The 21,060-nt window shown below is 52.8% G+C and carries 17 protein-coding genes; 8 read left to right on the forward strand and 9 right to left on the reverse strand.

Translation table 11 applies throughout. The features are described from left to right. Positions 1 to 18: 18 nt before the first annotated feature. From DPRO_RS08830 to DPRO_RS08845, 4 genes are all read right to left on the reverse strand, one after another. Positions 19 to 1,023 carry a MerR family transcriptional regulator gene (locus DPRO_RS08830; RefSeq protein ID WP_097011717.1) on the reverse strand — a complete coding sequence of 335 codons (1,005 nt, stop codon included), beginning with the start codon at positions 1,021 to 1,023 and terminating at the stop codon, positions 19 to 21. 400 nt (positions 1,024 to 1,423) lie between these two features. After that, the gene (locus DPRO_RS08835; RefSeq protein ID WP_097011718.1) at positions 1,424 to 1,813 is read right to left on the reverse strand and encodes a DUF3568 family protein; all 390 of its coding nucleotides are present in this window, start codon (positions 1,811 to 1,813) and stop codon (positions 1,424 to 1,426) included. A gap of 2 nt (positions 1,814 to 1,815) precedes the next feature. Further along, positions 1,816 to 2,361 (reverse strand): hypothetical protein, encoded by a 546-nt coding sequence (locus tag DPRO_RS08840; RefSeq protein WP_097011719.1) that lies wholly within the window; start codon positions 2,359 to 2,361, stop codon positions 1,816 to 1,818. A 151-nt stretch (positions 2,362 to 2,512) separates the two neighbouring features. Continuing rightward, entirely contained in the window at positions 2,513 to 4,519 is a 2,007-nt protein-coding gene (locus DPRO_RS08845) for a methyl-accepting chemotaxis protein (protein ID WP_097011720.1), read from the reverse strand. Between the two features lie 238 nt (positions 4,520 to 4,757). Between DPRO_RS08845 and DPRO_RS08850 the strand changes: the two genes are divergently transcribed. The 4 genes from DPRO_RS08850 to DPRO_RS08865 all read left to right on the forward strand — a co-directional run bounded on the left by DPRO_RS08850 (position 4,758) and on the right by DPRO_RS08865 (position 8,870). Beyond that, a complete protein-coding gene (locus tag DPRO_RS08850) occupies positions 4,758 to 5,825 on the forward strand; it encodes an IS5 family transposase (protein ID WP_097010253.1) in 1,068 nt (355 codons plus the stop codon). 326 nt (positions 5,826 to 6,151) lie between these two features. Then, positions 6,152 to 6,802 carry an IS1595 family transposase gene (locus tag DPRO_RS08855; RefSeq protein WP_097012874.1) on the forward strand — a complete coding sequence of 217 codons (651 nt, stop codon included), beginning with the start codon at positions 6,152 to 6,154 and terminating at the stop codon, positions 6,800 to 6,802. A gap of 171 nt (positions 6,803 to 6,973) precedes the next feature. Continuing rightward, the gene (locus DPRO_RS08860) at positions 6,974 to 8,188 is read left to right on the forward strand and encodes an ISL3 family transposase (RefSeq protein WP_097010593.1); all 1,215 of its coding nucleotides are present in this window, start codon (positions 6,974 to 6,976) and stop codon (positions 8,186 to 8,188) included. Positions 8,189 to 8,285: 97 nt separating this feature from the next. Beyond that, complete coding sequence (locus tag DPRO_RS08865) at positions 8,286 to 8,870, forward strand: diheme cytochrome c (protein WP_097010594.1); 585 nt, start codon at positions 8,286 to 8,288, stop codon at positions 8,868 to 8,870. Between the two features lie 55 nt (positions 8,871 to 8,925). Here DPRO_RS08865 and DPRO_RS08870 read toward each other — a convergent pair whose 3' ends face one another. After that, positions 8,926 to 10,023 carry a metallophosphoesterase gene (locus DPRO_RS08870; protein ID WP_013513350.1) on the reverse strand — a complete coding sequence of 366 codons (1,098 nt, stop codon included), beginning with the start codon at positions 10,021 to 10,023 and terminating at the stop codon, positions 8,926 to 8,928. Positions 10,024 to 10,190: 167 nt separating this feature from the next. On the opposite strand from DPRO_RS08870, the gene DPRO_RS19990 reads away from it, so the two are divergent. Beyond that, positions 10,191 to 10,499: a hypothetical protein gene (locus tag DPRO_RS19990; protein ID WP_157917406.1), complete on the forward strand. Its 309-nt coding sequence runs from the start codon at positions 10,191 to 10,193 to the stop codon at positions 10,497 to 10,499. A 130-nt stretch (positions 10,500 to 10,629) separates the two neighbouring features. Here DPRO_RS19990 and DPRO_RS08875 read toward each other — a convergent pair. Continuing rightward, positions 10,630 to 11,750 (reverse strand): IS3 family transposase gene (locus DPRO_RS08875; RefSeq protein WP_097010299.1). Its coding sequence is split into 2 segments (ribosomal slippage): positions 10,630 to 11,474 and positions 11,474 to 11,750, totalling 1,122 coding nucleotides; the frame shifts between segments, so codons are not numbered across the junction. A 1,126-nt stretch (positions 11,751 to 12,876) separates the two neighbouring features. Here DPRO_RS08875 and purT point away from each other — a divergent pair. Continuing rightward, the gene (gene purT, locus DPRO_RS08885; RefSeq protein ID WP_097011722.1) at positions 12,877 to 14,058 is read left to right on the forward strand and encodes a formate-dependent phosphoribosylglycinamide formyltransferase; all 1,182 of its coding nucleotides are present in this window, start codon (positions 12,877 to 12,879) and stop codon (positions 14,056 to 14,058) included. A gap of 213 nt (positions 14,059 to 14,271) precedes the next feature. On the opposite strand, the gene DPRO_RS08890 is transcribed toward purT, so the two are convergent. Together DPRO_RS08890 and DPRO_RS08895 are read right to left on the reverse strand one after the other, a co-directional pair. After that, positions 14,272 to 14,934, reverse strand: a complete 663-nt coding sequence (locus DPRO_RS08890; RefSeq protein WP_097011723.1) for a YaaA family protein — start codon at positions 14,932 to 14,934, stop codon at positions 14,272 to 14,274. Between the two features lie 194 nt (positions 14,935 to 15,128). After that, the gene (locus DPRO_RS08895; RefSeq protein WP_097011724.1) at positions 15,129 to 16,727 is read right to left on the reverse strand and encodes a SulP family inorganic anion transporter; all 1,599 of its coding nucleotides are present in this window, start codon (positions 16,725 to 16,727) and stop codon (positions 15,129 to 15,131) included. Between the two features lie 479 nt (positions 16,728 to 17,206). Here DPRO_RS08895 and DPRO_RS08900 point away from each other — a divergent pair, with 479 nt between their 5' ends. Beyond that, positions 17,207 to 18,187, forward strand: coding sequence for a 2-hydroxyacid dehydrogenase (locus DPRO_RS08900; protein ID WP_097011725.1), 981 nt, complete (start codon positions 17,207 to 17,209; stop codon positions 18,185 to 18,187). A 38-nt stretch (positions 18,188 to 18,225) separates the two neighbouring features. Next, positions 18,226 to 19,572 carry a glycerate kinase type-2 family protein gene (locus DPRO_RS08905; protein ID WP_097011726.1) on the forward strand — a complete coding sequence of 449 codons (1,347 nt, stop codon included), beginning with the start codon at positions 18,226 to 18,228 and terminating at the stop codon, positions 19,570 to 19,572. 85 nt (positions 19,573 to 19,657) lie between these two features. Here DPRO_RS08905 and DPRO_RS08910 read toward each other — a convergent pair whose 3' ends face one another. Then, positions 19,658 to 21,052 carry a sigma-54-dependent transcriptional regulator gene (locus DPRO_RS08910; protein ID WP_097011727.1) on the reverse strand — a complete coding sequence of 465 codons (1,395 nt, stop codon included), beginning with the start codon at positions 21,050 to 21,052 and terminating at the stop codon, positions 19,658 to 19,660. Between the last annotated feature and the right edge of the window lie 8 nt (positions 21,053 to 21,060).

Here is a 21,060-nt window from a genome sequence, read left to right on the forward strand (position 1 = left end):
GTCCTCTTCCCGCTTCTTTTAGGAATCCTGAATTTTGTCTTTCACCTGCCGGAAAAACTCCTGCAGGAAGTTAGCGCTCGTCTGCTTGCTGTTGACATCCAGCCGATCGAGCAGAACCACGAGGTTGCCTCTCGGCGTTGTCGTGGACTTGAAATAAAGTTCGTGAGAATCGCCGCCCGGGACCTTCATGGTGAAGACCCAGTTATCATCGACCTGCCGCCAGTTGGCATGGGCCATGGCCGCCTCGTCCGCCTCGCGGAGCAGTATCTCCATGAATCCTGCCAGCGGCAATCTGCCGGGTACGCCGAGGAACTCACCCTGCTCATTCAAAATGACGATGGGGGTGTTGAGAAATGCATCGGAAGGGCGCTTGGGCGCGGATTCGGGTGCTTTTTCCTCTTTTTGCAGCGTATAGGACTTTACCGAACCTTCCCGGTCCGTGACCACAACCTTGCGGGTACGGCTCTTCTCGGGGCTTTTAGGAGGAGCAGGAGCCGCCTCTGGTGTTGGCGTCTTGTCTGCGGCGGGCTTTGCCGGAGCCTCTTTCATGCTGCCCATGAGCTGACCGAACATTTCCGCATTGCGGGTTTCAGCCTCAAGAAGGGCGTTGACGGCATTCTCCAGCTTTTCCAGCCGCTGGCCGGTCTTGGCCTGTGCCGTGGCCAGAGAGGCCATACCCTGCATCATCTGCCCTGCCGTGGAAAAGAACTGATCAAGGTACTCCTCGGAGACCACACCGCTACCTCCGCCTGCCTGCCCAGTGGACTGGGGGACAGGTTTGGACTTGGGGTCTTCCTTGAAGTGTTCCTTGAGGATCTTGCCCGTTTCGCGAACGGACATGCCTTTCTCGAAGCAGTCCCTGATCTTCAGACAGACATCAGCCGCCTCTTTTTTGAAACGGATGGGCTTGCCCCGTGTCAGTACGGGAATGAAGCCGGGAAATTTACGACGATAGCTCTTGATGGTGGTCTCGGAGACCGAACAAAGCTTCGCCAGATCCTTATGAGTGTAGGTCTCTGCCATGGTAATTTCTCATGCGTAAACGGTTGAGGGAGGAATTTCGCGTGGACAGCCGTAACTGTCGGGGGCGGGACTTGAGCCGGGAATCCCAGATGCAGGACACCTGACGCAGAGGCCGGGAGACCCTGTTGACAAGATCAAGCTTTCCGCCGAGTCGGACGATCACCTTCGTGGGCATGGAGCTGCCAGCAAGCCGAATCACACGCGCCTCCTTGCTTGAATCGTCACCCATCGTCACCCACAGTCACCCGGACAGGGCATGGCGATGGTCCATGCATCATAAATATCTAGAAAACATCTAGAGGTCAAGCAGGGGTACGGGAATCTCTTCTGTCTCCACGTCGGATCAATCCACGGTGAGTCGTGTCACAATTTTTATAAATAATGTTTTAACAGCAGGTGGTTACAGCTTATTCTGAATAACACCGTGGATGCGTCGAGCCGATGCTTCATTGCCTATCAGCCCCACGCGAACGGATATCTCGGTCTGGGTATCGGTGACCTGCTTCATGGTGATCACGACGCGTTCGCCGTTGTATTTCCCCTGCACTTCTCCGTCGGTTTCGGCTTTCCGTTCCTTGATAACAGGGATGCCGAGTTCCTCACATGCAGCCACAGACGCACGGAAGGCGTTGGGCACATCGGTCTCGTAGGTGCCAAGGGTCTGCCCCTCGATGTAGACATAGGTTCCGGCAGCAACCGCACTGCCACCGACCACAAATGCGCACCCTGCGGATACGGACAGCAGGACCGCGCAAACCAGCACATTGATCGCCAGATGATATTGTTTCATGATTATTCCACATCCTCCGGTTTATTGAACGCGATGGCTTTGACCTTGGACTTGTCCACGCTGACTTCTTCCAGTTCCAGATTGATGGGATTGCGGCGCAAGAACGTGTACTCCTGGTGGTCTGCCGAGCCCAGGTAGACATGGGCATCAGTAAAGCGCAACTGCTTGTTGGCACGGGTACGGATGGTCAACGATCCGTCCTCTTCAAATATCAGCACCTTCCAGTTCCACAGGTCATCCTGGCGGGTGATGCTCATGACGGTCGGTGTTCTTCCGTTCAGTTCACCATTGATATATATGAGAAAATTTCCAAGACGCTTTATGTCCGTGATCTCGACGGTGGACCCATCCAGCAAGTACAGATTGCCGACTGGAGTGAACAGGGTCTCGTAGGAAGTCGCATTCGACTCCACCGCAGCATCGGCTGTCTCGCCGGTCACGGTTTCGCCGGCAGCGGTCTGATCATCGCCATTCATCGGCTGATCAGATTTACCGGCACATCCGGCGATAAGAACAAGAAGCATCAAGACTACAGAAACGGCGCGCATTGCATCCTCCGAAAATGAATTGGCTATAGCTCACTCCCTATCAGGTAACCGGCGTGGAATCCAGCATGGAAAGGAGGTCCTGGCGGATGGAAACCGCAAAAGAAACGCCCCGACACCAAACGATGTCGGGGCGCATATGGACAGACTGTATCTAGAACTTTTCGAACCCGTCATCCTGATCGGATTCAAGAGGGATGCGGTTGGTTCGGGCGGTGACAACATGCGGCGGTGCATCAGCATCGTACGGGTCACCGGCACAAGTCATATCGCTGATCTTGAAGAAGCTGATGTGCTCCTGCAGATCCTGCGAGCGCGTGGAGAGCTTGCCAGCCGTGGCTGCGACCTGCTCTGCGGTGGCGGCATTCTGCTGAACCACCGTTTCCGACCCCTGCAACCCGCGGGTCACTTCCTTTACTCCCGTGCTCTGGGAGGCTGTTGCTGCGGAGATGTCCTGAATTCGGGCGGCGGTCTGCTTGATGTCAGGCACAATCTGCTTGAGCATATCACCGGCCTCCTGTGCCTGGGCTACGCTCGATACGGACAGCTCGCTGATTCCTGCTGCGGCCACACCCGAACGTTCGGCCAGCTTGCGGACTTCAGCAGCGACCACGGCAAATCCCTTACCCGCCTCTCCGGCCCTGGCAGCTTCGATAGCTGCATTGAGCGCAAGGAGATTGGTCTGGCGGGCGATGTCCTCAATGATGGAAATCTCATCCGCGATCTTCTTCATGGCCTCAAGGGTTCGATCAACGGCCTGACCACCGACTTCGGCATCACCGGCCGCCTTGTTGGCGATCCCTTCGGTCTCACGGGCTATTTCCGCTGCCTCCTGAATGGATGACGACATCTCTGTCATGCTGGCCGTCACTTCCTCCAGGGCGGCTGCCTGTTCCGTGGCTCCCTGAGACAACACATCGCTGGCCGAAGCAAGGTGATCGCACCCCTCGGTCACATCGGACGTAATCGTCTGCACACTGCTCAGCGTGCCTGTAAGCTTCTCGCTCATGGTCTGCATGGCAGACAGAATCACACCCATTTCATCCTTGCGCTCTTCCACGCAGATATCCCGCAGGTCACCCTGGGAAATCTTGGCGGCAATCTGGGCACAATGCCGCATGGGGCGCATGATGGAATGATTGATCACCCACAGGACGATGCCGATGGGAATGGCGATAAACAAAAACATGATCCCGAGGATCGTCCACATGGCCGTGGTGATCATGGCCTGTTGAGCAGAAATATCCATGGACATGACAATGGTCCCGATGACCTTGCCTCGGTAATCCTTGACCGGAAACGCACCCAGAGCACGATCCCCTTCCTGGGTGACCGTCGTATCAGTGAAACCTTTTGCCAGCAGTTCACCATCGATAAGATCCTGGGTGGTGCTGCTGTCCTGGCCATACACGAGCACGTACTTGTCATCGCGCACCGGATTCTTGGTGGGGTCCTGAAGGCGCGTCGTGATGGGGAGCAGGCCGGCATCCATATAGAGCAATGCCTCCATGTCGCCACCGGCTTCCAGAGACTTCAGCACTCCGTCAAACCCGATAAGCACCTCGACCGAACCGAGGTGCGTGCCGTCCGGCCCGGTGATGGGCGCCAGACCGCGAATGGTGAACCCGCCTCGTCCCGGCTCGATGCCTTTGATCGGCTGCTTCGTGGCATTCACGTCGATGACGGTATTGCGGAAGCTGGAAAGATCATCGGAGATATCCACCCACTGCCCTTTTTTACGAGCCTGCTTTTCACGCCAGACGCGAACAAGGCTCCGTGCGGTAGGCAAGTGGAAGTGTGCTCGAAAGCTGCTGCCGACAACCTCTTTGTACCCTTTGAGCGTTGGCCCAAGAGATGCCCGAAGTTGCTCTCGCGCCTGTTGCAGGGTTGGGTCTACGGCATCATTCATGTCGCCCGTATTGGCCAGCTCGAACGCTTTGACCACGGCAGAGTCACGACTGAACAGGGCTGCCTGATTCAATGCACTATCAGACATGGCATCAATGGATTGCCTGACACCATCCACCTTGGACTCGATGACCATGTTGACAAATGATCGCTCCAAATTGCCAAACTGGAAGAATATGACTGCGGCACCACCAACCATCAGCACCAGGGCAACTGATAGCAGTGAAGCAAGAAGTTTGGTTCGGATACCCATACGAACACTCCTTTTAAACATTAGACAAAACGATATTTTGAGCAACAGAAGTGATCAATTATTATCGCTGAAACAACACATCTCGAAGGATAGAAAAAACAAATGGCTTTCTCTTTAAGACTTTATTTCGCTCCATAGCAGGGTTTTCGCGTTGTGTCCATTGATACGGGCAATTTTCTACATGGAGACCTCTGCACGGCAAATCCCACACTTTTACTCTTTAACTATTTGATTTATTATGCTATTATTTCTCCATCCAAAGGAGGAAGGCATGGCTATTCGGCAGAAAGGACCTCGGTTGGGTGATTACTTCCTGGGGCACCGCAGAACCAAGACCACATTTCTGGATGAGATCAACGAACTCATCGACTGGCAGCCCATCAACGCCTTTCTGTGCAAGAAGATCAGGCGCAAGGCCAACGCCGTGGGCAATCCCGCCTATCCGCCTCTGGCGATGTTCAAGATTCTGCTCTTGCAGCGTTGGTACAACCTGAGTGATCCGGGCGTGGAGCAGGCGCTGCTCGACCGGCTCTCCTTTGTCAGATTTACCGGTTTTTCCATCGAGGACGACGTGCCGGACGAGACCACCATATGCCGTTTCCGTAACGGTTTGATCCGCCTGAAGGTGCTGGACTCCTTGCTCGACATGCTTAACCGCCAGCTTGAAGGACAAGGGCTTCTTGTCCGTGAGGGAGCCGTGGTGGACGCCTCGGTAGTCGAGTCGCAGCGGCGGCCGCGCAAGGTTATCGACGTGATGCCTGAGGACCGTTCCGAGGACGCCGAAGAACAGGATGGGCCGGTGGACTGCCGGGTCAGCTATTCGGATGACGAGGAGGCGGCCTGGCTCCGCAAGAGAAATCGGGCCTATTACGGCTACAAGCTCCATGCCGCGACGGACAGTCGAGACGGGTTTCTGCTCTGTGGTCACATCACTCCCGCGAACCATTCGGACACGGGCGAATTCGAGCGGCTCGTGAATGGCGTCGGCCTTGATCCCGGCGCACGGGTTTATGCGGACAAGGGCTATTGCAGCGGGAAGAACCGGGACATTCTGTTTGATCGCGATTTGGAGGACGGAACCATGGACAAGACGCCTCGTGGCGGCAGGCTGACAGACTTCGAAAAGACCCGCAACCGTGACATCAGCAGCATTCGGCAAATAGTCGAGCGGGCCTTCGGCACACTCAAACGTGGCTACGCATTCTTTCGGTCCCGATACGTGGGTCGTGAGAAGGTGGAGGGAGAGTTCCACATCCTCGCCATGGCGTTCAATTTGAAAAAAGCTGTTCGACTGGCGCGAGCCTGAAGGGAGAGGTGCGTCCAAAATCCGGCATTTCGGCCAGAAATGGCAGGAAAAGGCCGGGAATGAGCCCAAGCTGGGGTGCGGTCAGAACATCAAATTGGGTGCGGAGCGCAAGGCACGGACGCGAAAAGGGGATGCGCAGAGGTCTCAACTAAGAGTTTTTCCAGATACCCAACCCAGCGTGAAAAGGAGAAAGAATATTTTAGAAACAACTTTGCCGTTAAAGTTGAAGATACTAGAGATATTCACTATTATGACGACGTAATCGTCTCCTTAGATAAAAAAATAGGGGCTGTACCAGATAACTCCTTTGGGTTATCGGTATGGCAATGCGAAAAAGTCGTTTGAGCAAGGACAAGCAGCTTCGTTTAATCGAACATTTTGTGGCTGGCACGACAGCTCGTTGCGCTGCCGATCTGGTTGGTGTGAACGTCAAAACAGCCGCCTATTACTTTCACCGGCTCCGGGAAATCATAGCGGTAGAAGAGTCCTGTGAAGGGATGGATTTTGGCGAATTTGAGGTCGATGAGAGCTACTTCGGTGGCAAGCGAAAGGGCAAAAGAGGACGTGGGGCGGCTGGTAAGGTTCCTGTTTTTGGAATCCTTAAAAGGGGCGGGAAGGTCTATACACAGGTGATTCCTGATGCGAAAGGTAAAACCTTGCTTCCCATTATTCAGGAAAGAATCCAGCCAGACAGTGTGGTTTACTCGGACTGCTGGTATGGCTACAATGTCCTTGATGTGTCAGCGTTCAAACACTTCCGAATCAACCACTCGAAGCTGTTTGCAGATAGCCACAACCACATCAATGGAATCGAGAATTTTTGGAACCAGGCCAAACGCCATATGAGGAAATTCAACGGCATTCCAACCAAGCATTTTTCTCTGTTTTTAAAGGAATGCGAGTGGCGTTTTAATAACAGCAATCCGCGAAGCCAGTTTAAACAACTGAAACAGTGGGTTAGAAGACATATGGGCTAGTTATCTGGTACAGCCCCAAAAAATAATAGAAAAAGGCAACAATGATGAACATTCAATCATCTTAGAAGCGTTAAAATAGGTTCATCCGGCTCAAGAGTACTTTTGACAAAATGAAAGGACATGGCGTCCAACCGATGGAAGTACCACCAACCATCGGGAGGAAGAACCACCATGTCCACGAGTTTGATGTATCACGCCTTCGGTCTGACCGGCTTCGACTATGTTCGGCAGTCGTTTGTGGCCGGGAACATTATCTTTGATGTCCGGCCCAAGCCGAAACTGGTCAGATGTCCGGAATGTAAAAGCCAAGAGGTCGTTCGACGTGGGTCATTTGAGAGGTGGCTCAGGACCGTTCCCATCGGCTTCAAACCTGTTTGGCTGTGTGTGGAGGCTCCGCGAGTAGAATGTCGGAAGTGTGGCTGTGTTCGACGAATCGACCTGAAGATTGCCGAGCCGAGGCGTTGGTACACAAGGGCTTTTGAGCGATTCGCATTGGCACTCACCAAGATGATGACCATGCTTGATGCATCTGCCTTACTCGGTATCGGGTGGGACGGAATCAAGTCCATCTTTAAACGTCACCTCCAGCGTCGTTTCGGCAATCCGTCTCTGTCCGGCCTCAAGTATATCGCCATCGATGAAATCAGCGTCCGCAAAGGGCACAAATATTTGACCCTAGTTATGGACCTTGAAAGTGGCGCAATCGTATTTGTGGGAGACGGCAAGGGCGCGGAGGCACTGGATCCATTCTGGAAGCGGCTGAAGCGTTCAAGCGCAATGGTTCAAGCGGTCGCTACAGATCTGAGTATAGCATACATCAGCGCAGTTATGACCCACCTTCCAGGTGTCCCACTGGTGTTCGATCATTTCCACGTGGTGAAGCTCATGAACGACAAACTGACAGAGATTCGACGCAAGATTTTCCAGGAGTTGGAAAACATGCCAGGGCGGGAAGTTCTCAAAGGAAGTCGCTGGATTCTATTGAAAAATCCAGAAAATCTGAATAAGAAACGCAATGAACCGGAACGATTGAAAGAAGCTCTGCGATTCAATGAGCCATTGGCCACGGCCTATTATATGAAGGAAGATCTGCGGCAAATTTGGAGTCAATCGGACAAAGCAAAAGCCTTTGTTTTCCTGGACGACTGGATTGCCCGTGCAACTACGTCAGGGATCGGCCCACTGGTGAAGATGGGCAATACCATGGTAAAATTCAGGTTCGGCATTCTGGCTTGGTATGATCATCCCATTTCGTCAGGCCCGATGGAAGGCTCCAATAACAAGATCAAAACCATGAAACGGCAGGCCTACGGCTACCGGGACAAGGAGTTCTTTAAACTCAGAATCATGGGCATCCATGAGTCCCGGTTTATCCTGACGGGGTGATTTATGATGTTTGTTTCTTTTTGTGGACTTTTTTATCCCCTAGAGGTATGGTATTCAAAATACTATCCTCAGCGCTAAGTGTTTGAATAAAATCAGTATGTTGCTTGATGAAAAAAAAGGGAAAACCATGTGTAAGTCAAAGCTCTTGGTGGGACTCATAATGATTACTTGTTTTCTATCGAGTATTGTTGCCTTGGCAGATGACCATAATGATCGTCGTAAACACCGTAAAGACCACCACGATCGAGAGGAGGTAGAAGATGCCGTGCCCAGCCCTAAAAATGAGCTCTACCTATCGGTTTGCGGTTCATGCCACATGGCCTATCCGCCGGGGTTGCTAAATTCGGCCTCGTGGGCTGCTTTGATTCAGGGGGCGAGTGAGCATTTCGGCGAAGATCTTAGTTTAGACACCAAGGATGCCGAAGAGCTCGAAACCTATCTTACATCAGGGGCATCTGAAAACGTTCAAGGAGAATTAGCTAGGGATATTTCCCGGGATTTGGGGAATCGGATTGTAAAGCGCATCACCGAAATTCCTGAAATAAGAAAAGAACATCATGAGTTGAGTGCCTCAGTGTTTTCAAGAACATCTATTGGTGGTCTTTCAAACTGTATTGCATGTCACAAGCGTGCTGATGTCGGAGTGTTTGACGACGACGAGGTAAGCATACCACGAGAATGATCCAAAGAATTTGAGGTTAAAGGGCGAGAGTTTTTTTGCTTATCTTTTGGTGATGTTATTTCGACCGTAAGGTGACCCGCAGGATTTCGCTTGGCCTCCACAGACGCATGCGCGGCCCCCAAATGCCGGTTCCCCGGCAGATGATGACTGTCATCGAGTCGACCTCGTGACGTCCTTCCAGCAGTGGGTAGCGCAGCCGCACCAGATAACCGAAAGGCCAAACTTGCCCTGCGTGGGTATGGCCGCTTAGCATCAGTCCGACGCCTTGTGCAGCCGCCTCTGCGGTGCGTAGTGGGGTGTGCGACAGCAGAACGGTGGACCCGGCAGGACGGTCTGACAATGTTTCGGTTATGGGGTCTGCGGTTGCTGCCATGCGTGAGTGGATGGTTAGATCCTCCACTCCGGCTATGATCAGCCCCGATGCCGGGGACTCCCACTTGTTGAGCAGCACATTGAATCCGGCATCAGCCATGAGCTGCATGGGATTCCCCTCACGGCCATATTGCTCGTGGTTGCCCTGAACCGCAAAGACACCAAACGGTGCGCGAAGGGTGCGTAGCACGGGCAGCAATCCGTCATAGTTTAGGCTGTGTCCCTCGAAGATGTCCCCGAGCAGCACGATCATGTCCGGCTGCATGGACATGGTTTGCTCTATGCGAGCTTTGAGCCAGTCCGTGTCCTGTTGGGAGCCGATATGAAGGTCCGACAGTCCGGCAATGACCATACCGTCGATGTCGAGCGGTAATTCGGGCAGGGCTACCTCGTACTCCGTGATTACAGGCGAACGTAGCCCTTGCACCATGGCCAATCCCGACAGGAGCAGTCCGGCCAAGAACGCCGCCCCCCGCAGCTTGGGTGTCATGCGTGGCATGAAAAAACCGAATCCGGTGATGATGTCTACGAACAGCAGCAGGACGAACGTGAGAAAAATGACGACTAACAGGTTCATTCCAGCAAGTTCAATGACCGAAGCCCATTGTTCATCGCGGCCATGACAAAACGCTCTGCCCAACCAGACGGAGACCCAGGACAGGACACAGAGGCCCAAGCGTATCGGCCAGGAAATGCGGTCGAACAGGGGGAGGCCCCCCATGCGCCAGAAGATGTACCCAACCATTAGGGCAGCCGCAGTCAGAAGGATAGTTCCGAACATGTGACCTGATTACCACAGTAAGGGAATAATGCCACCGCCTAGTTGTTTCTAAATTTTTATGATCATCCAGCTAAAGCGTACTTCGACTCATGAATGTCCTTTCATTTTGCCAAAAGTACTCTTGAGCCGGATGAACCTTAAAATATAATAGTTGTTATGAATCTTCTGTGATCCTTCATCACAATCTTCATGCCATTAATTTCTTATCTATAAGAGATTTGGCATCAGAAGAAGATGCACTATTCGTCAATGGTTCTTTACCGACAACCAATATTGGCTATCCAGAGTTAGGAACAGCAGAGCAATTTTCTAAGCTATTTACTGCCAATAAATTTACACTACAAAAAGCAGAAACAACTTCCAATTTCCCTGATTGGTATAAAGGAAAACTAAAGGATGTAGAGATGATTTACGACGGTGTAAAACCGAAATCTGCGCCTCCCCCCATCCTTTGGACCACTGATCGGCCATTTTAAGGTGGAGTCCTGCGTCCGAGTTTGTGCCTCCGTGGAGGCGGTTCGCCGCAGCCGTTGTGGAGCGTAGCCCGTCCCCGCAGGGGCGGCCCGAAGGGCCGAGGGCGGAGCGGAGCAACGGCTGCGAGCCAAGTCAATGAACATTCAGGTTGCCTCTGTATACGGCAGCGGGAGTTCTTTTGTCCAACGACGAATGTCCGCGCTCTTCGTTGTAATACCGAAAATAGCGCGTAAGCCCATGGTATAGCTCGATTCCATCAGAATACGCCTTGGGGTAAACATCCTCGTATTTCACCGTCCACCACAACCGCTCGATAAATACGTTGTCGATTGCACGGCCTTTGCCGTCCATGCTGATTGCAATGCCCTTGCTCTGCAAAACGCCGGTAAATTCACGGCTCGTGAATTGCGCTCCCTGGTCCGTATTGAACATCTCTGGCGTGGAGATGCGCAATGCCTTGCTCAGTGCGTCCACGCAAAACGAACTGTCCATGGAATTTGACAGTTCCCAAGCCAATACGAATCGGCTCCACCAGTCAATCACTGCCACCAGATACAGAAAGCCGCGCTGCATGGGGATGTAGGTGATGTCAGCACTCCAGACTTGATTCTTTCGCTCAATGGCAACTCCTTTCAGCAGATAAGGAAACACGGGATGCTCCGGGTTGGGGACACTCGTATGCGGCCCTGGAGTAATCGCTTGCAAGCCCATCAGCTGCATCAGTCGCTCAACTCGCTTGTGGTTGATCTGATGGCCTTGTGTCTTCAGCCAATCCGTCATGCGCGGCGAGCCGTAATCCGGCTGACGCAGATACTGCTCGTCGATGAGACGCATCAAGGCCAAGTTCTCATCGGACTCGGCTGCAGGTTTGTAGTAAAACCCCGAGCGGGAAATGCCTGCCAACTTGCATTGCCGCCGGATGGAATACTCCCGATCCGGTTTGATCCACTGGCGGCGTACCTCAAGCGGCAGGCTTACAACTTTTTTTCAAGCCACTTGATATCCATCTTGAGCCGACCGATCTCCTCGAACAAAGGTGCGGTGACCTCCTCCTGGCTCTTGGCTTTCTTGCCACCGGAAAAGATTCCTTCGGCATTTTCAAGGAGCTGCCTTTTCCAGGTGGATATCTGGTTGGGATGCACTTTGTACTCCGCAGCCAACTGCGCCAACGTTTTCACGCCACGGATAGCTTCCAGCGCGACCTTGGCCTTGAACTTATCCGAATGCTTCCGTCTTTTGTTGCTCTTTGTCATACGTCCTTCCTTATCGGTTTAAGGACGCAGATTCCACTTTAACCGGTGGTCCGAATTTCGGGGGAAAGCGCAATCATCCACCGATTAAACCAGTTCAAAAGAAAACTCGGTACAGCTTAAAACCGTCCACCTCCCCCGCTTGTGCATCCCAAAACGCCGAACAGAGTACCAGTCCTCGACGCCGAAATTTTACTTGCCGTACATAGGAACGCCACGCGCATCTTTGTATAGTGGTCGGGCATCAGCCTCGGCTGCTTCGATCTCGGCTCGTTCTTCAAGAGGCACGAGTTAATAGTTACCCGAATCAATAAACGCCTTCATCTGGTGACATGTCGAACTTCCGCGATATAGCAGCGAGTTACAGTGCCGGGAAGGCGAGAAGAGAAAGATCTGGATATGGGAAAAATGGCGGTCATAGTGGTCGAAGCGGCCCCTCTGGTAATATCGGAGCCCGTGGAGGCTCGTATAACGGATATGGAAGATAGGACAACTCAGAAACCTCAACAACAAGGAACAAATGCCTCAAAACAACGATGAGTTTTACGTAAACATTCCCTTCCTGTTTTTTGGAGGTTGTTTGTTATTCTTTGGGATCGACGTCCTTTGTAGTTCGAATCCTGGATTGATCACAAAAGTTGGTTATCCTATAGATTTAACCCCGTTCAAAGCTCCTTTGGGGTTTGTTTTACTTGGGCTTGGTATTTACAGCGTATGGACTGCATTTATCAAAAAACAGGAACAGACAAGAGACGATGACGAATAACCTTTAGTCGACTCAATTCAATGAATATAGGAGTCGAAAAGTATCAACGGTGTGTAAGCCAAAAGAGAAGCCCCCAAAACCAACTCGTTTTGGGGGCTTTCGTTTTATCTGGCGAATGCCTTTTCCAATTCTTTTTTTGCGTTCTGGCCCCTAAAACTGCCCACGATAAAATCGTATTGGAGCTGTTTTCATAACAGTGTTTATATTTCAATTCATTACACACTGCCATTAACCGAATATTACCCCAATACAGGTCGTATCCACCCTGAAATTGAAAAGGGAACTCCTTTCAATTTAGGGAGAAATTTGGCATAGAGTCCTCCCATAAAAGGCACGATTTTCATTAATTCAAAGGGATGGAATATGACGACATTAGGTACAGCCAAAACGGCATCGGCAAAAAAGATGATGCTGCTTGGTGGTGGCGAACTGGGTAAGGAAGTGGTGATTGAAGCGCAGCGTCTCGGCGTTGAAGTCATTGTGGTTGATCGCTATGAGGACACTCCGGCCATGCAGGTGGCGCACCGCTCCTACACCATGTCCATGTTGGATGGTGACGCGCTTCGTCGAGTCATTACGGAAGAAAAGCCCGACTACATTGTGCCTGAGATTGAGGCCATTGCCACGGCGACTCTGGTCGAGCTGGGAAAAGAGGGATTCAATGTTGTCCCCACTGCCAATGCGACCAAGCTGACAATGGATCGCGAAGGTATCCGCCGCCTTGCCGCTGAAGAAGTCGGCCTGACCACCTCGCCCTACCGCTTCGCCGACACAGAAGAAGAATACCGTGCGGCAGTAGCTGAAATCGGCATCCCCTGCGTGATCAAGCCTGTCATGAGTTCTTCCGGCAAAGGCCAATCCACGGTAAAAAGCGAAGCCGACATCCAAAAAGCCTGGGATTACTCTCAGTCCGGCGGCCGTACAGGAGAGGGACGCATCATCATCGAAAAATTCGTTCCTTTTGATTACGAGATCACCTTTTTGACCGTTCGTCATGTTGATGGAACGACCTTTTGCGAGCCGATCGGGCACCGTCAGGAAGATGGCGATTACCGCGAATCCTGGCAGCCGCAACCCATGAGCGAGGCAGCCCTTGCCAAAGCGCAGGAGTACGCACGCAAGATCACTGATGCCTTGGGCGGACGCGGCCTTTTCGGGGTTGAACTCTTTGTTAAAGGTGATGACGTCATCTTTAGTGAAGTCTCCCCTCGCCCTCACGACACAGGGCTCGTGACGGTCATGTCCCAGGATTTGAGCGAATTTGCGCTCCATGTTCGAGCCGTGCTGGGCTTGCCGATTCCGGGCATTCGCCTTTATGGAGCCGCTGCTTCAAGCGTCATTTTATCTGATGGCACCTCTGACAAGCCCGCCTTTGAAGGCGTCGATGCAGCCCTTCGCGAGGCAGACACCAAGGTCTTGATTTTCGGGAAAGGCGAATGCGCTGGAGTCCGTCGCCTTGGTGTTGCTCTGGCCCTTGCTGACGACGTTGAGGATGCTGTGGAGAAAGCCAAACGCGTTTCTTCGACAATAACAGTTGCGTACTAATCGCACTGTGATCTGACCCTATACCGATACAAGTCTAAAGAGTGCTGCATTTGCTCCCGCCTATTGTCACATAGGCCGACTCGTTCGGAAGACATAACAAAGCCGAGGGTGTATGAACGCCCTCGGCTTTTTTCATGACGATAATACATGAGTCTGCCGTCCACCAAGCAGCAGAAGCCATCCCCTGATCGGTTGATATATTATTGTAACGGACTAGACTTCCTTTAAGAAAACTTCACCCGTCCATTTGTAGCCCTCTTCCTCAAAACGAGGGAAGTCCGTTGGGTCAGTGACATTGTTTTCTATAAGCCACCGAACAAATCGGCCTTTGATGTGCTTTCCCTGATGCCCCGCAGGCATCTTTTTCCCTGCTTTTTTCAAGACAAATTCGACCTCGATTCCGTTGTCATACCTCACCGCCTTCTTGTGGGCTTGCGGCAAAAGATCAATAACGAATATATTTTTCAATTGCTCCGAATTGGTATCCATCCACAACTTTGCAGCTTTCAATTTATCAATCTTCAAGCGGTAATTGGGAATCAGATCAGTCGGCCTGACAAGGCCAAACAGCCCGGAAACAATGCGCACTTTTTCATCAAAATCAGATTTGTTTTTCAAGCTGGGATAGTCGATGGCGTCATAAACTACACCGGTATACCGCTCAATTGCAGGCATTGTTTGAGAGCTTAAAACAGCCTCGTTGACAGCAACAGCCTTCTCAAGCGCCTTCTCCTTCAGCCCGTACAACTTCTTGGGATCAGCCCCTTTAATGGCTTCAATCAAATCCGCAGTAATGCCTGACACAGACTGCAACGGCGTATCATTCCCCCCATCAGCCTTACCCTCGGACGGTGGAATCAAGATGATAGTTTTCATAGGATATTGGTGTGTTAATTATGATGTTGTTTGCAAATTATATGGAGACAAACTCATCCTTCAATTAACTTTGCACTAACAGGAAAACAAGGCATTTCAGGAAAAACACACCGGACATTCTGAACCACAGAATCGAAAAATAAAAGGCCCCCATCTGCTCAGATGGGGGCCTTTTATTATTAATCAATGAGTGCTTACAGCGACTCGAACTCCAGGTTCTCGCGGTACTGCCGGTAGTTGTCGATGCAGACAAAGTAGTCCGGGTCTTCGACGACGTTGACCACGCATATTTTTTCGGCCTTGCGAATGAGGCGAACGCTGTCTTTGCTGAGGTGCATGAGGTGGATGGACTTGCCAGCCCGCTCGTACATGGCGGTCAGTTTGTTGACCGTTTCAATGGCGGACTGGTCCATGATGCGCGATTCCTGAAAGTCGATGATGACCTCGTCGGGATCGTTTTCCACGTCGAATTTGCTCATGAAGAGTGTGGTCGAGGCAAAGAAGAGAGGGCCGTATATCTGATAGTGTTTGATACCGTGCTCATCCACCACCTTGCGGGCGCGAATTCGGAGTGCATTCTCCCATGCGAAGATCAGGGCCGAGATGATCACGCCACACAGTACGGCAATGGCGAGGTCGTACTTCACAGTCAGGACCGTGACCAATACGATAACAATGACATCCGACTTGGGAATCTTGTTCATGATGTTGAACGTACTCCAGGCGAATGTCTTGATTACCACAATGAACATGACACCGACCAGTGCGGCGATGGGCACCATTTCGATGTAGGTCGAGGTGAAGAGAATGAAGAACAGCAATGCGCCTGCTGCAACGATGCCGGACAGTCGCCCGCGTCCGCCGGAGGAGATATTGATGATGCTCTGCCCGATCATGGCGCATCCGCCCATGCCGCCGAACAGGCCATTGGTGAAATTACCGATTCCCTGTGCAACGCACTCCCTGTTGCCATGGCCGTGCGTATCCGTCAGCTCATCGATCAGCGAGAGGGTCATGAGGGATTCGATCAGGCCGATGGCCGCCAGAATTATCGCGTAGGGAGTGACAAAAACCAGCGTTTCCCAGGTGAAGGGAACCTGCGGGATAGCAAAGGAAGGCAGGCCGGATTCAATACCTGTCCCACCATTACCCTGAATAAAAGAAAGGACCGTTGAGGTCTCGATGTTGAACCCGATGACCAGAGCAGAGACAGCGACAATGGCGATGAGCGCTCCAGGTGCCTTGCTGTAAATTTTGGGGACAATGGTGAGTATGCCCATGGTCAGAGCCACCAGCCCCAGCATGATCCACAGCGGCTCGCCCTGCATCCATTCGCCGTTGGCCTTGAACATCTTGAGCTGGGAAAGAAAAATAACGATGGCAAGGCCGTTCACAAAGCCCATCATGACGGATCGTGGCACCATGCGAATGAACTTGCCCAGCTTGAAGATACCGGCAAGGGCCTGAAAGATGCCCACAAGCAGCAGTGTAAAGAAGAGGTACTGCACCCCTGCCTGCGGTCCGCCCATGGCATTTCCTTCCATGACAAGGCTGACCATGACCACCGCCATGGCGCCCGTGGCACCGGAGATCATTCCGGGGCGACCGCCCAGCACTGCGGTAATGAAACACATCATGAATGCGCCGAACAAGCCCACCATGGGAGAAACGCCTGCGACAAAAGAAAAAGCGACGGCTTCGGGAACGAGAGCCAGGGCGACGGTGATACCGGAAAAAATATCAGCCTGAACACTGCCCTTGGAGGCAGGGACAATAGAGTGGTTAGATTCCACAAACAATCCTTTGAAACTTCAGATGAAGCTGATGCCTGAAAGACAACAGCAGAACAGACAGCAGATGGTAGCTGCTGCATACAAATGCAAAATGAACCTTTGACAGGTTCGGCTGGAATGGATGCTATTACTTATGGGATCAAAACGAAAAACTGATCAACGGACCAACGAAATGGCGAGCATAAATAGAGCGCTATACCTTCAAGCGGGTTGTTACATGAACAAAAAACCGTCGTGAGTCAAGTTCATTCCTTTGCCATGAAGCGTCTGTCTTCAAGTATAATGATGAACTGCCGCTTTGTGTTCCTGTTACTTTTTCAGGACATAACAACGCGCCATCAATCACTTCCCTGACAAAGAGCGATTCTATCTCTCATTCAAGGTTGATTCATAAGCCATCCTTCCTGTATTTTATCTTTTGTTCGTGTGAAGGAATCATCCCACACAACGATAATTGATCTATAGCTAACGAGGAAACCATGGAACGACCCAAAGTTTTTATCACCAGACAAATCCCTCAGGAAGGCATTGACCTGCTGCAGCGCGTGGCCGACGTGGATGTGAATCCGGTGGACGCCCCATTGCCCAAGTCGAAACTCCTTGAGGCCGCCGCCAAATATGACGGCATCATTGGTCTGTTGACCGACAAGATCGACTCGGAATTTTTCGAAGCGGGGACCAATCTCAAAGGGTACGCCAACTATGCTGTAGGATTTGATAATATTGATGTGGCCGAAGCCACCAGACGCAAGGTACCGGTGTCCAATACCCCAGGTGTTCTGACCGATGCTACGGCGGAATGTGCCTGGGCACTCATTTTTGCAGTAGCCCGTCGCGTGGTGGAGTCGGACAAGGTCATGCGCTCCGGCAAATGGGACGGATGGGGCCCGATGCAGTTCATCGGCGGCGACATCATGGGCAAAACGCTGGGTATTGTCGGTGCCGGAAGAATCGGAACAGCCATGGCGCTGATGTCCCGCGGATTCGGCATGAAGGTCATCTACACCAGTTCCTCCGGCCGCAGAAACGGCGTATTGGACGCAGAACTGCACGCAGAACTTGTTCCCTTTGAAGAACTGCTCAAACGCTCGGATTTCATCTCGCTGCATACGCCGCTGACCCCGGACACCAAGCATTTGTTCGACAGCTCCGCTTTTTCGCTGATGAAAGACACGGCCTACATCGTGAATACGGCTCGCGGACCGGTCATCAACGAGGCTGATCTGGTGACGGCCCTCAAAACGGGCCAGATCGCCGGAGCCGGGCTGGATGTATACGAAAAAGAACCGGCCATGGCTCCCGGTCTGGCCGGGCTGGACAATGCCGTGGTCCTGCCGCACATCGGCTCGGCAACCGTCAGCTCCCGTACCAACATGTCCACGCTTGCCGCCCGCAATCTCATCGCCATGCTGCGCGGTAAAAAGCCCGAGACCTGTCTCAACCCCGAGCTGTTCGATTAACCGCCGCTTCACGCAAGAACATTCAACAAGCAAGAAACATGACCGCATATATTGAGAAGAAAAAGAACCTGCTTCATATTGCAGACCGCACCCTGCAGGCTGTTTCCCCGGCCCCTGCAATGCGCAAAGCGTTGCAACTGGACGGAACAAAGCTGATCGTCGGCCGCAATGAGTATGACCTGACCAGTTACGAACGTATCTTTGTCATCGGAGCGGGCAAAGCATCCGCTGCCATGGCCGAAACTCTGGAAGACATGCTTGGCGATCTGCTGCACGGCGGTATCGTCGCCACCAAATACGAGCATGCTCTCAACCTGAAAAAAACACAGGTACTCGAATCCAATCACCCGGTACCGGATCTGGCCGGAGAACGCGCGGCCAAGGAACTGCTGTCCATCGCCAAGGGTGTCACCGAGAACGATCTGGTCTTCTGCCTGCTCTCGGGCGGCGCAAGTGCCATTGTCCCTGCCCCCCGTCACCCCGTGACTCTCGAAATCAAACAGGCGATGACACGAAAGCTGCTCGAATGCGGGGCCACGATCAATGAGATCAACGCTATCCGCAAGCACCTCTCGGAATTCAAGGGAGGCCAGTTGGCCAAGGCGCTGGAACCGTCCACCGTTGTCACCCTGATCATCTCGGATGTTGTCGGCGACCACCTCGACGTCATCGGTTCCGGCCCGACAGCGCCGGACGCCTCCACCTATCTCGACTGTCAGGCCATCCTCGACAAGTATGCCCTGTGCAGCGCCATCCCCGAAGAAGTGACACAGGTCATTGCCGAAGGATGCGCTGGCGAGGCGCCCGAGACATGCAAGGTAGGTGATGCCTGTTTCAAGCAGGTCAACAATGTGATCATCGCCGGCAACTCAATGGCCGTTGACGGTGCAGCCGAGGCCGCCCGCGAGCTTGGGTACACGCCTGTTGTGGTGGATTACGCAATGGAAGGCGAAGCCCGGGACGTTGCTGCCAGGATGGTGCGACTGGCTGCTGAGTACTGTGAGAACAAGCACGACATCGCCCCTCCGGTCTGTCTGTTGGCCGGTGGCGAAACAACCGTGACTATCAAAGGCAACGGAAAAGGCGGGCGCAATCAGGAGTTTGCACTGGCAGCAGCCATTGAAATTTCCGAGTTGCAGGAGCATCGCGAACGGCTTTGCGTCATGAGTCTGGGCACGGACGGCACGGACGGCCCCACCGACGCAGCCGGAGCACTGGTCTTCCCCGACACGGTCGCCCGTTCGGACGAGCAGTCCGCCCTTGCACGGCAGGCGCTGGCCGATAACAATGCCTACGAGTTCTTCACCAATACGGACACGCTCTTGAAGACCGGCCCCACGCGTACCAATGTTATGGATGTGGTCGCCATACTCGTGGATAAATAGCATTCCGAGAAAGCAAGAATAACCGCCGCTGATCCCAAAATGAGGATCGGCGGCGGTTTTATTGTATCGATCGATTGGCTAAAGCCTATTGTTTGAACGAAGCCACATCAATATCGAGTCGTTTGATGATCTTCTGCAGGGCGACTCGGGACAGCCCACTCTTTCTGGCTGCTTCCGACACGTTACCCGATGATTTGGCGAGCAACTCTTCCACATAGGTCCGGGTAAAGTCGTCGACGACCTTCTCCTTTGCGTCCTTGTATGGAGCCAACTGCGACTCCCGTTCAGGCGCTTGACCATTCAACCCTTCCACCAGACGAACGTGGCTCAGCTCCAGCGCTTCGCCGGAAGAGAACACCGCCAGTCGACGAATGAAGTTCTGTAACTCGCGAACATTACCGGGCCACTGCTTGGTGGCAAGATATGCCAGTGCTTCCGGCGAGAAGTTCTTTTGCGGCACCTTCATCTCATCACAGGAGAGCAACAGGAAATGCCGTGCGAGAAGAGCTATATCCTCGGACCTGTCTCGCAGAGCCGGGACATTGAGGCTCAACACATTGAGACGATAGTACAGGTCTTCGCGGAAGGAACCGTCCTTGATCTTTTCCTCAAGGGGCTGGTTGGTGGATGCGAGAATGCGCACATCAACGGGAAGGGTTTTGCTGGCACCAACGGGCCGAACTTCCCCTTCCTGAAGGGCGCGAAGCAATTTGGTCTGGATACCGGGAGAAATATCCCCGATTTCATCCAGCAGCAGCGTCCCGCCGTTGGCGGAAATGAAGATACCCTTGCGATCGCGGTCCGCACCGGTAAACGCGCCCTTTACATGGCCGAAGAGTTCGCTTTCCAACAGTTGATCCGGGATGGCCGGACAATTGACCGTCAATAACGGTTTGTTCCTGCGCCGACTCAGCTTGTGGATGGTTCTGGCAACCAGTTCCTTACCGGTTCCCGACTCACCTCGGATGAGTACCGTGTAGTCGGATTCCGCCACGGCAGCGACCCCTTCCTTGAGACGACGAATGGGACTGCTGACGCCAACAAGCTCGTTGCCGCCGCATTGTTTCGCCACCATCTCCTGCAGTCGTGCATTTTCCGCCAGCAAGCGACTGCGCTCCAGACCACGTTGAACCACCTGAAACAGGGTGTCCGACTCCACCGGTTTGGTCAGAAAGTCATAGGCTCCCTTTTTGAGCGCCTCCACCGCCGTGGATACCGTTCCATATGCAGTGAGCATGACAACACTCAAATCAGGATAGGTCTCCTTGGCCGTGCGGAGCAACTCCACACCATCCATGCCGGGCATGTTGAGGTCGGTCAACATAAGGCCCACCGGCTCCCGCTCGAGTATGCCAAGAGCCTCCTCACCGCTATGGGCTGTCAGGAAACTCTCGTCCGGATACTTGCGCTCAAGGAGACGCGCGAGCCCCCGCGCAAAATCCTTTTCATCATCCACCAGCAAAACGCCTACGGATTCCATTATATATC

The sequence above is a fragment of the Pseudodesulfovibrio profundus genome (assembly GCF_900217235.1).
Lineage (GTDB): Bacteria > Desulfobacterota > Desulfovibrionia > Desulfovibrionales > Desulfovibrionaceae > Pseudodesulfovibrio > Pseudodesulfovibrio profundus.

Bases quoted from the DNA above. Each gene is read 5' to 3' on its own strand.
- DPRO_RS08830 (WP_097011717.1), bottom strand. From the start codon at position 1,023: ATGGCAGAGACCTACACTCATAAGGATCTGGCGAAGCTTTGTTCGGTC.
- DPRO_RS08835 (WP_097011718.1), bottom strand. From the start codon at position 1,813: ATGAAACAATATCATCTGGCGATCAATGTGCTGGTTTGCGCGGTCCTG.
- DPRO_RS08840 (WP_097011719.1), bottom strand. From the start codon at position 2,361: ATGCGCGCCGTTTCTGTAGTCTTGATGCTTCTTGTTCTTATCGCCGGA.
- DPRO_RS08845 (WP_097011720.1), bottom strand. From the start codon at position 4,519: ATGGGTATCCGAACCAAACTTCTTGCTTCACTGCTATCAGTTGCCCTG.
- DPRO_RS08850 (WP_097010253.1), top strand. From the start codon at position 4,758: ATGCTATTATTTCTCCATCCAAAGGAGGAAGGCATGGCTATTCGGCAG.
- DPRO_RS08855 (WP_097012874.1), top strand. From the start codon at position 6,152: ATGCGAAAAAGTCGTTTGAGCAAGGACAAGCAGCTTCGTTTAATCGAA.
- DPRO_RS08860 (WP_097010593.1), top strand. From the start codon at position 6,974: ATGTCCACGAGTTTGATGTATCACGCCTTCGGTCTGACCGGCTTCGAC.
- DPRO_RS08865 (WP_097010594.1), top strand. From the start codon at position 8,286: ATGTTGCTTGATGAAAAAAAAGGGAAAACCATGTGTAAGTCAAAGCTC.
- DPRO_RS08870 (WP_013513350.1), bottom strand. From the start codon at position 10,023: ATGTTCGGAACTATCCTTCTGACTGCGGCTGCCCTAATGGTTGGGTAC.
- purT (WP_097011722.1), top strand. From the start codon at position 12,877: ATGACGACATTAGGTACAGCCAAAACGGCATCGGCAAAAAAGATGATG.
- DPRO_RS08890 (WP_097011723.1), bottom strand. From the start codon at position 14,934: ATGAAAACTATCATCTTGATTCCACCGTCCGAGGGTAAGGCTGATGGG.
- DPRO_RS08900 (WP_097011725.1), top strand. From the start codon at position 17,207: ATGGAACGACCCAAAGTTTTTATCACCAGACAAATCCCTCAGGAAGGC.
- DPRO_RS08905 (WP_097011726.1), top strand. From the start codon at position 18,226: ATGACCGCATATATTGAGAAGAAAAAGAACCTGCTTCATATTGCAGAC.
- DPRO_RS08910 (WP_097011727.1), bottom strand. From the start codon at position 21,052: ATGGAATCCGTAGGCGTTTTGCTGGTGGATGATGAAAAGGATTTTGCG.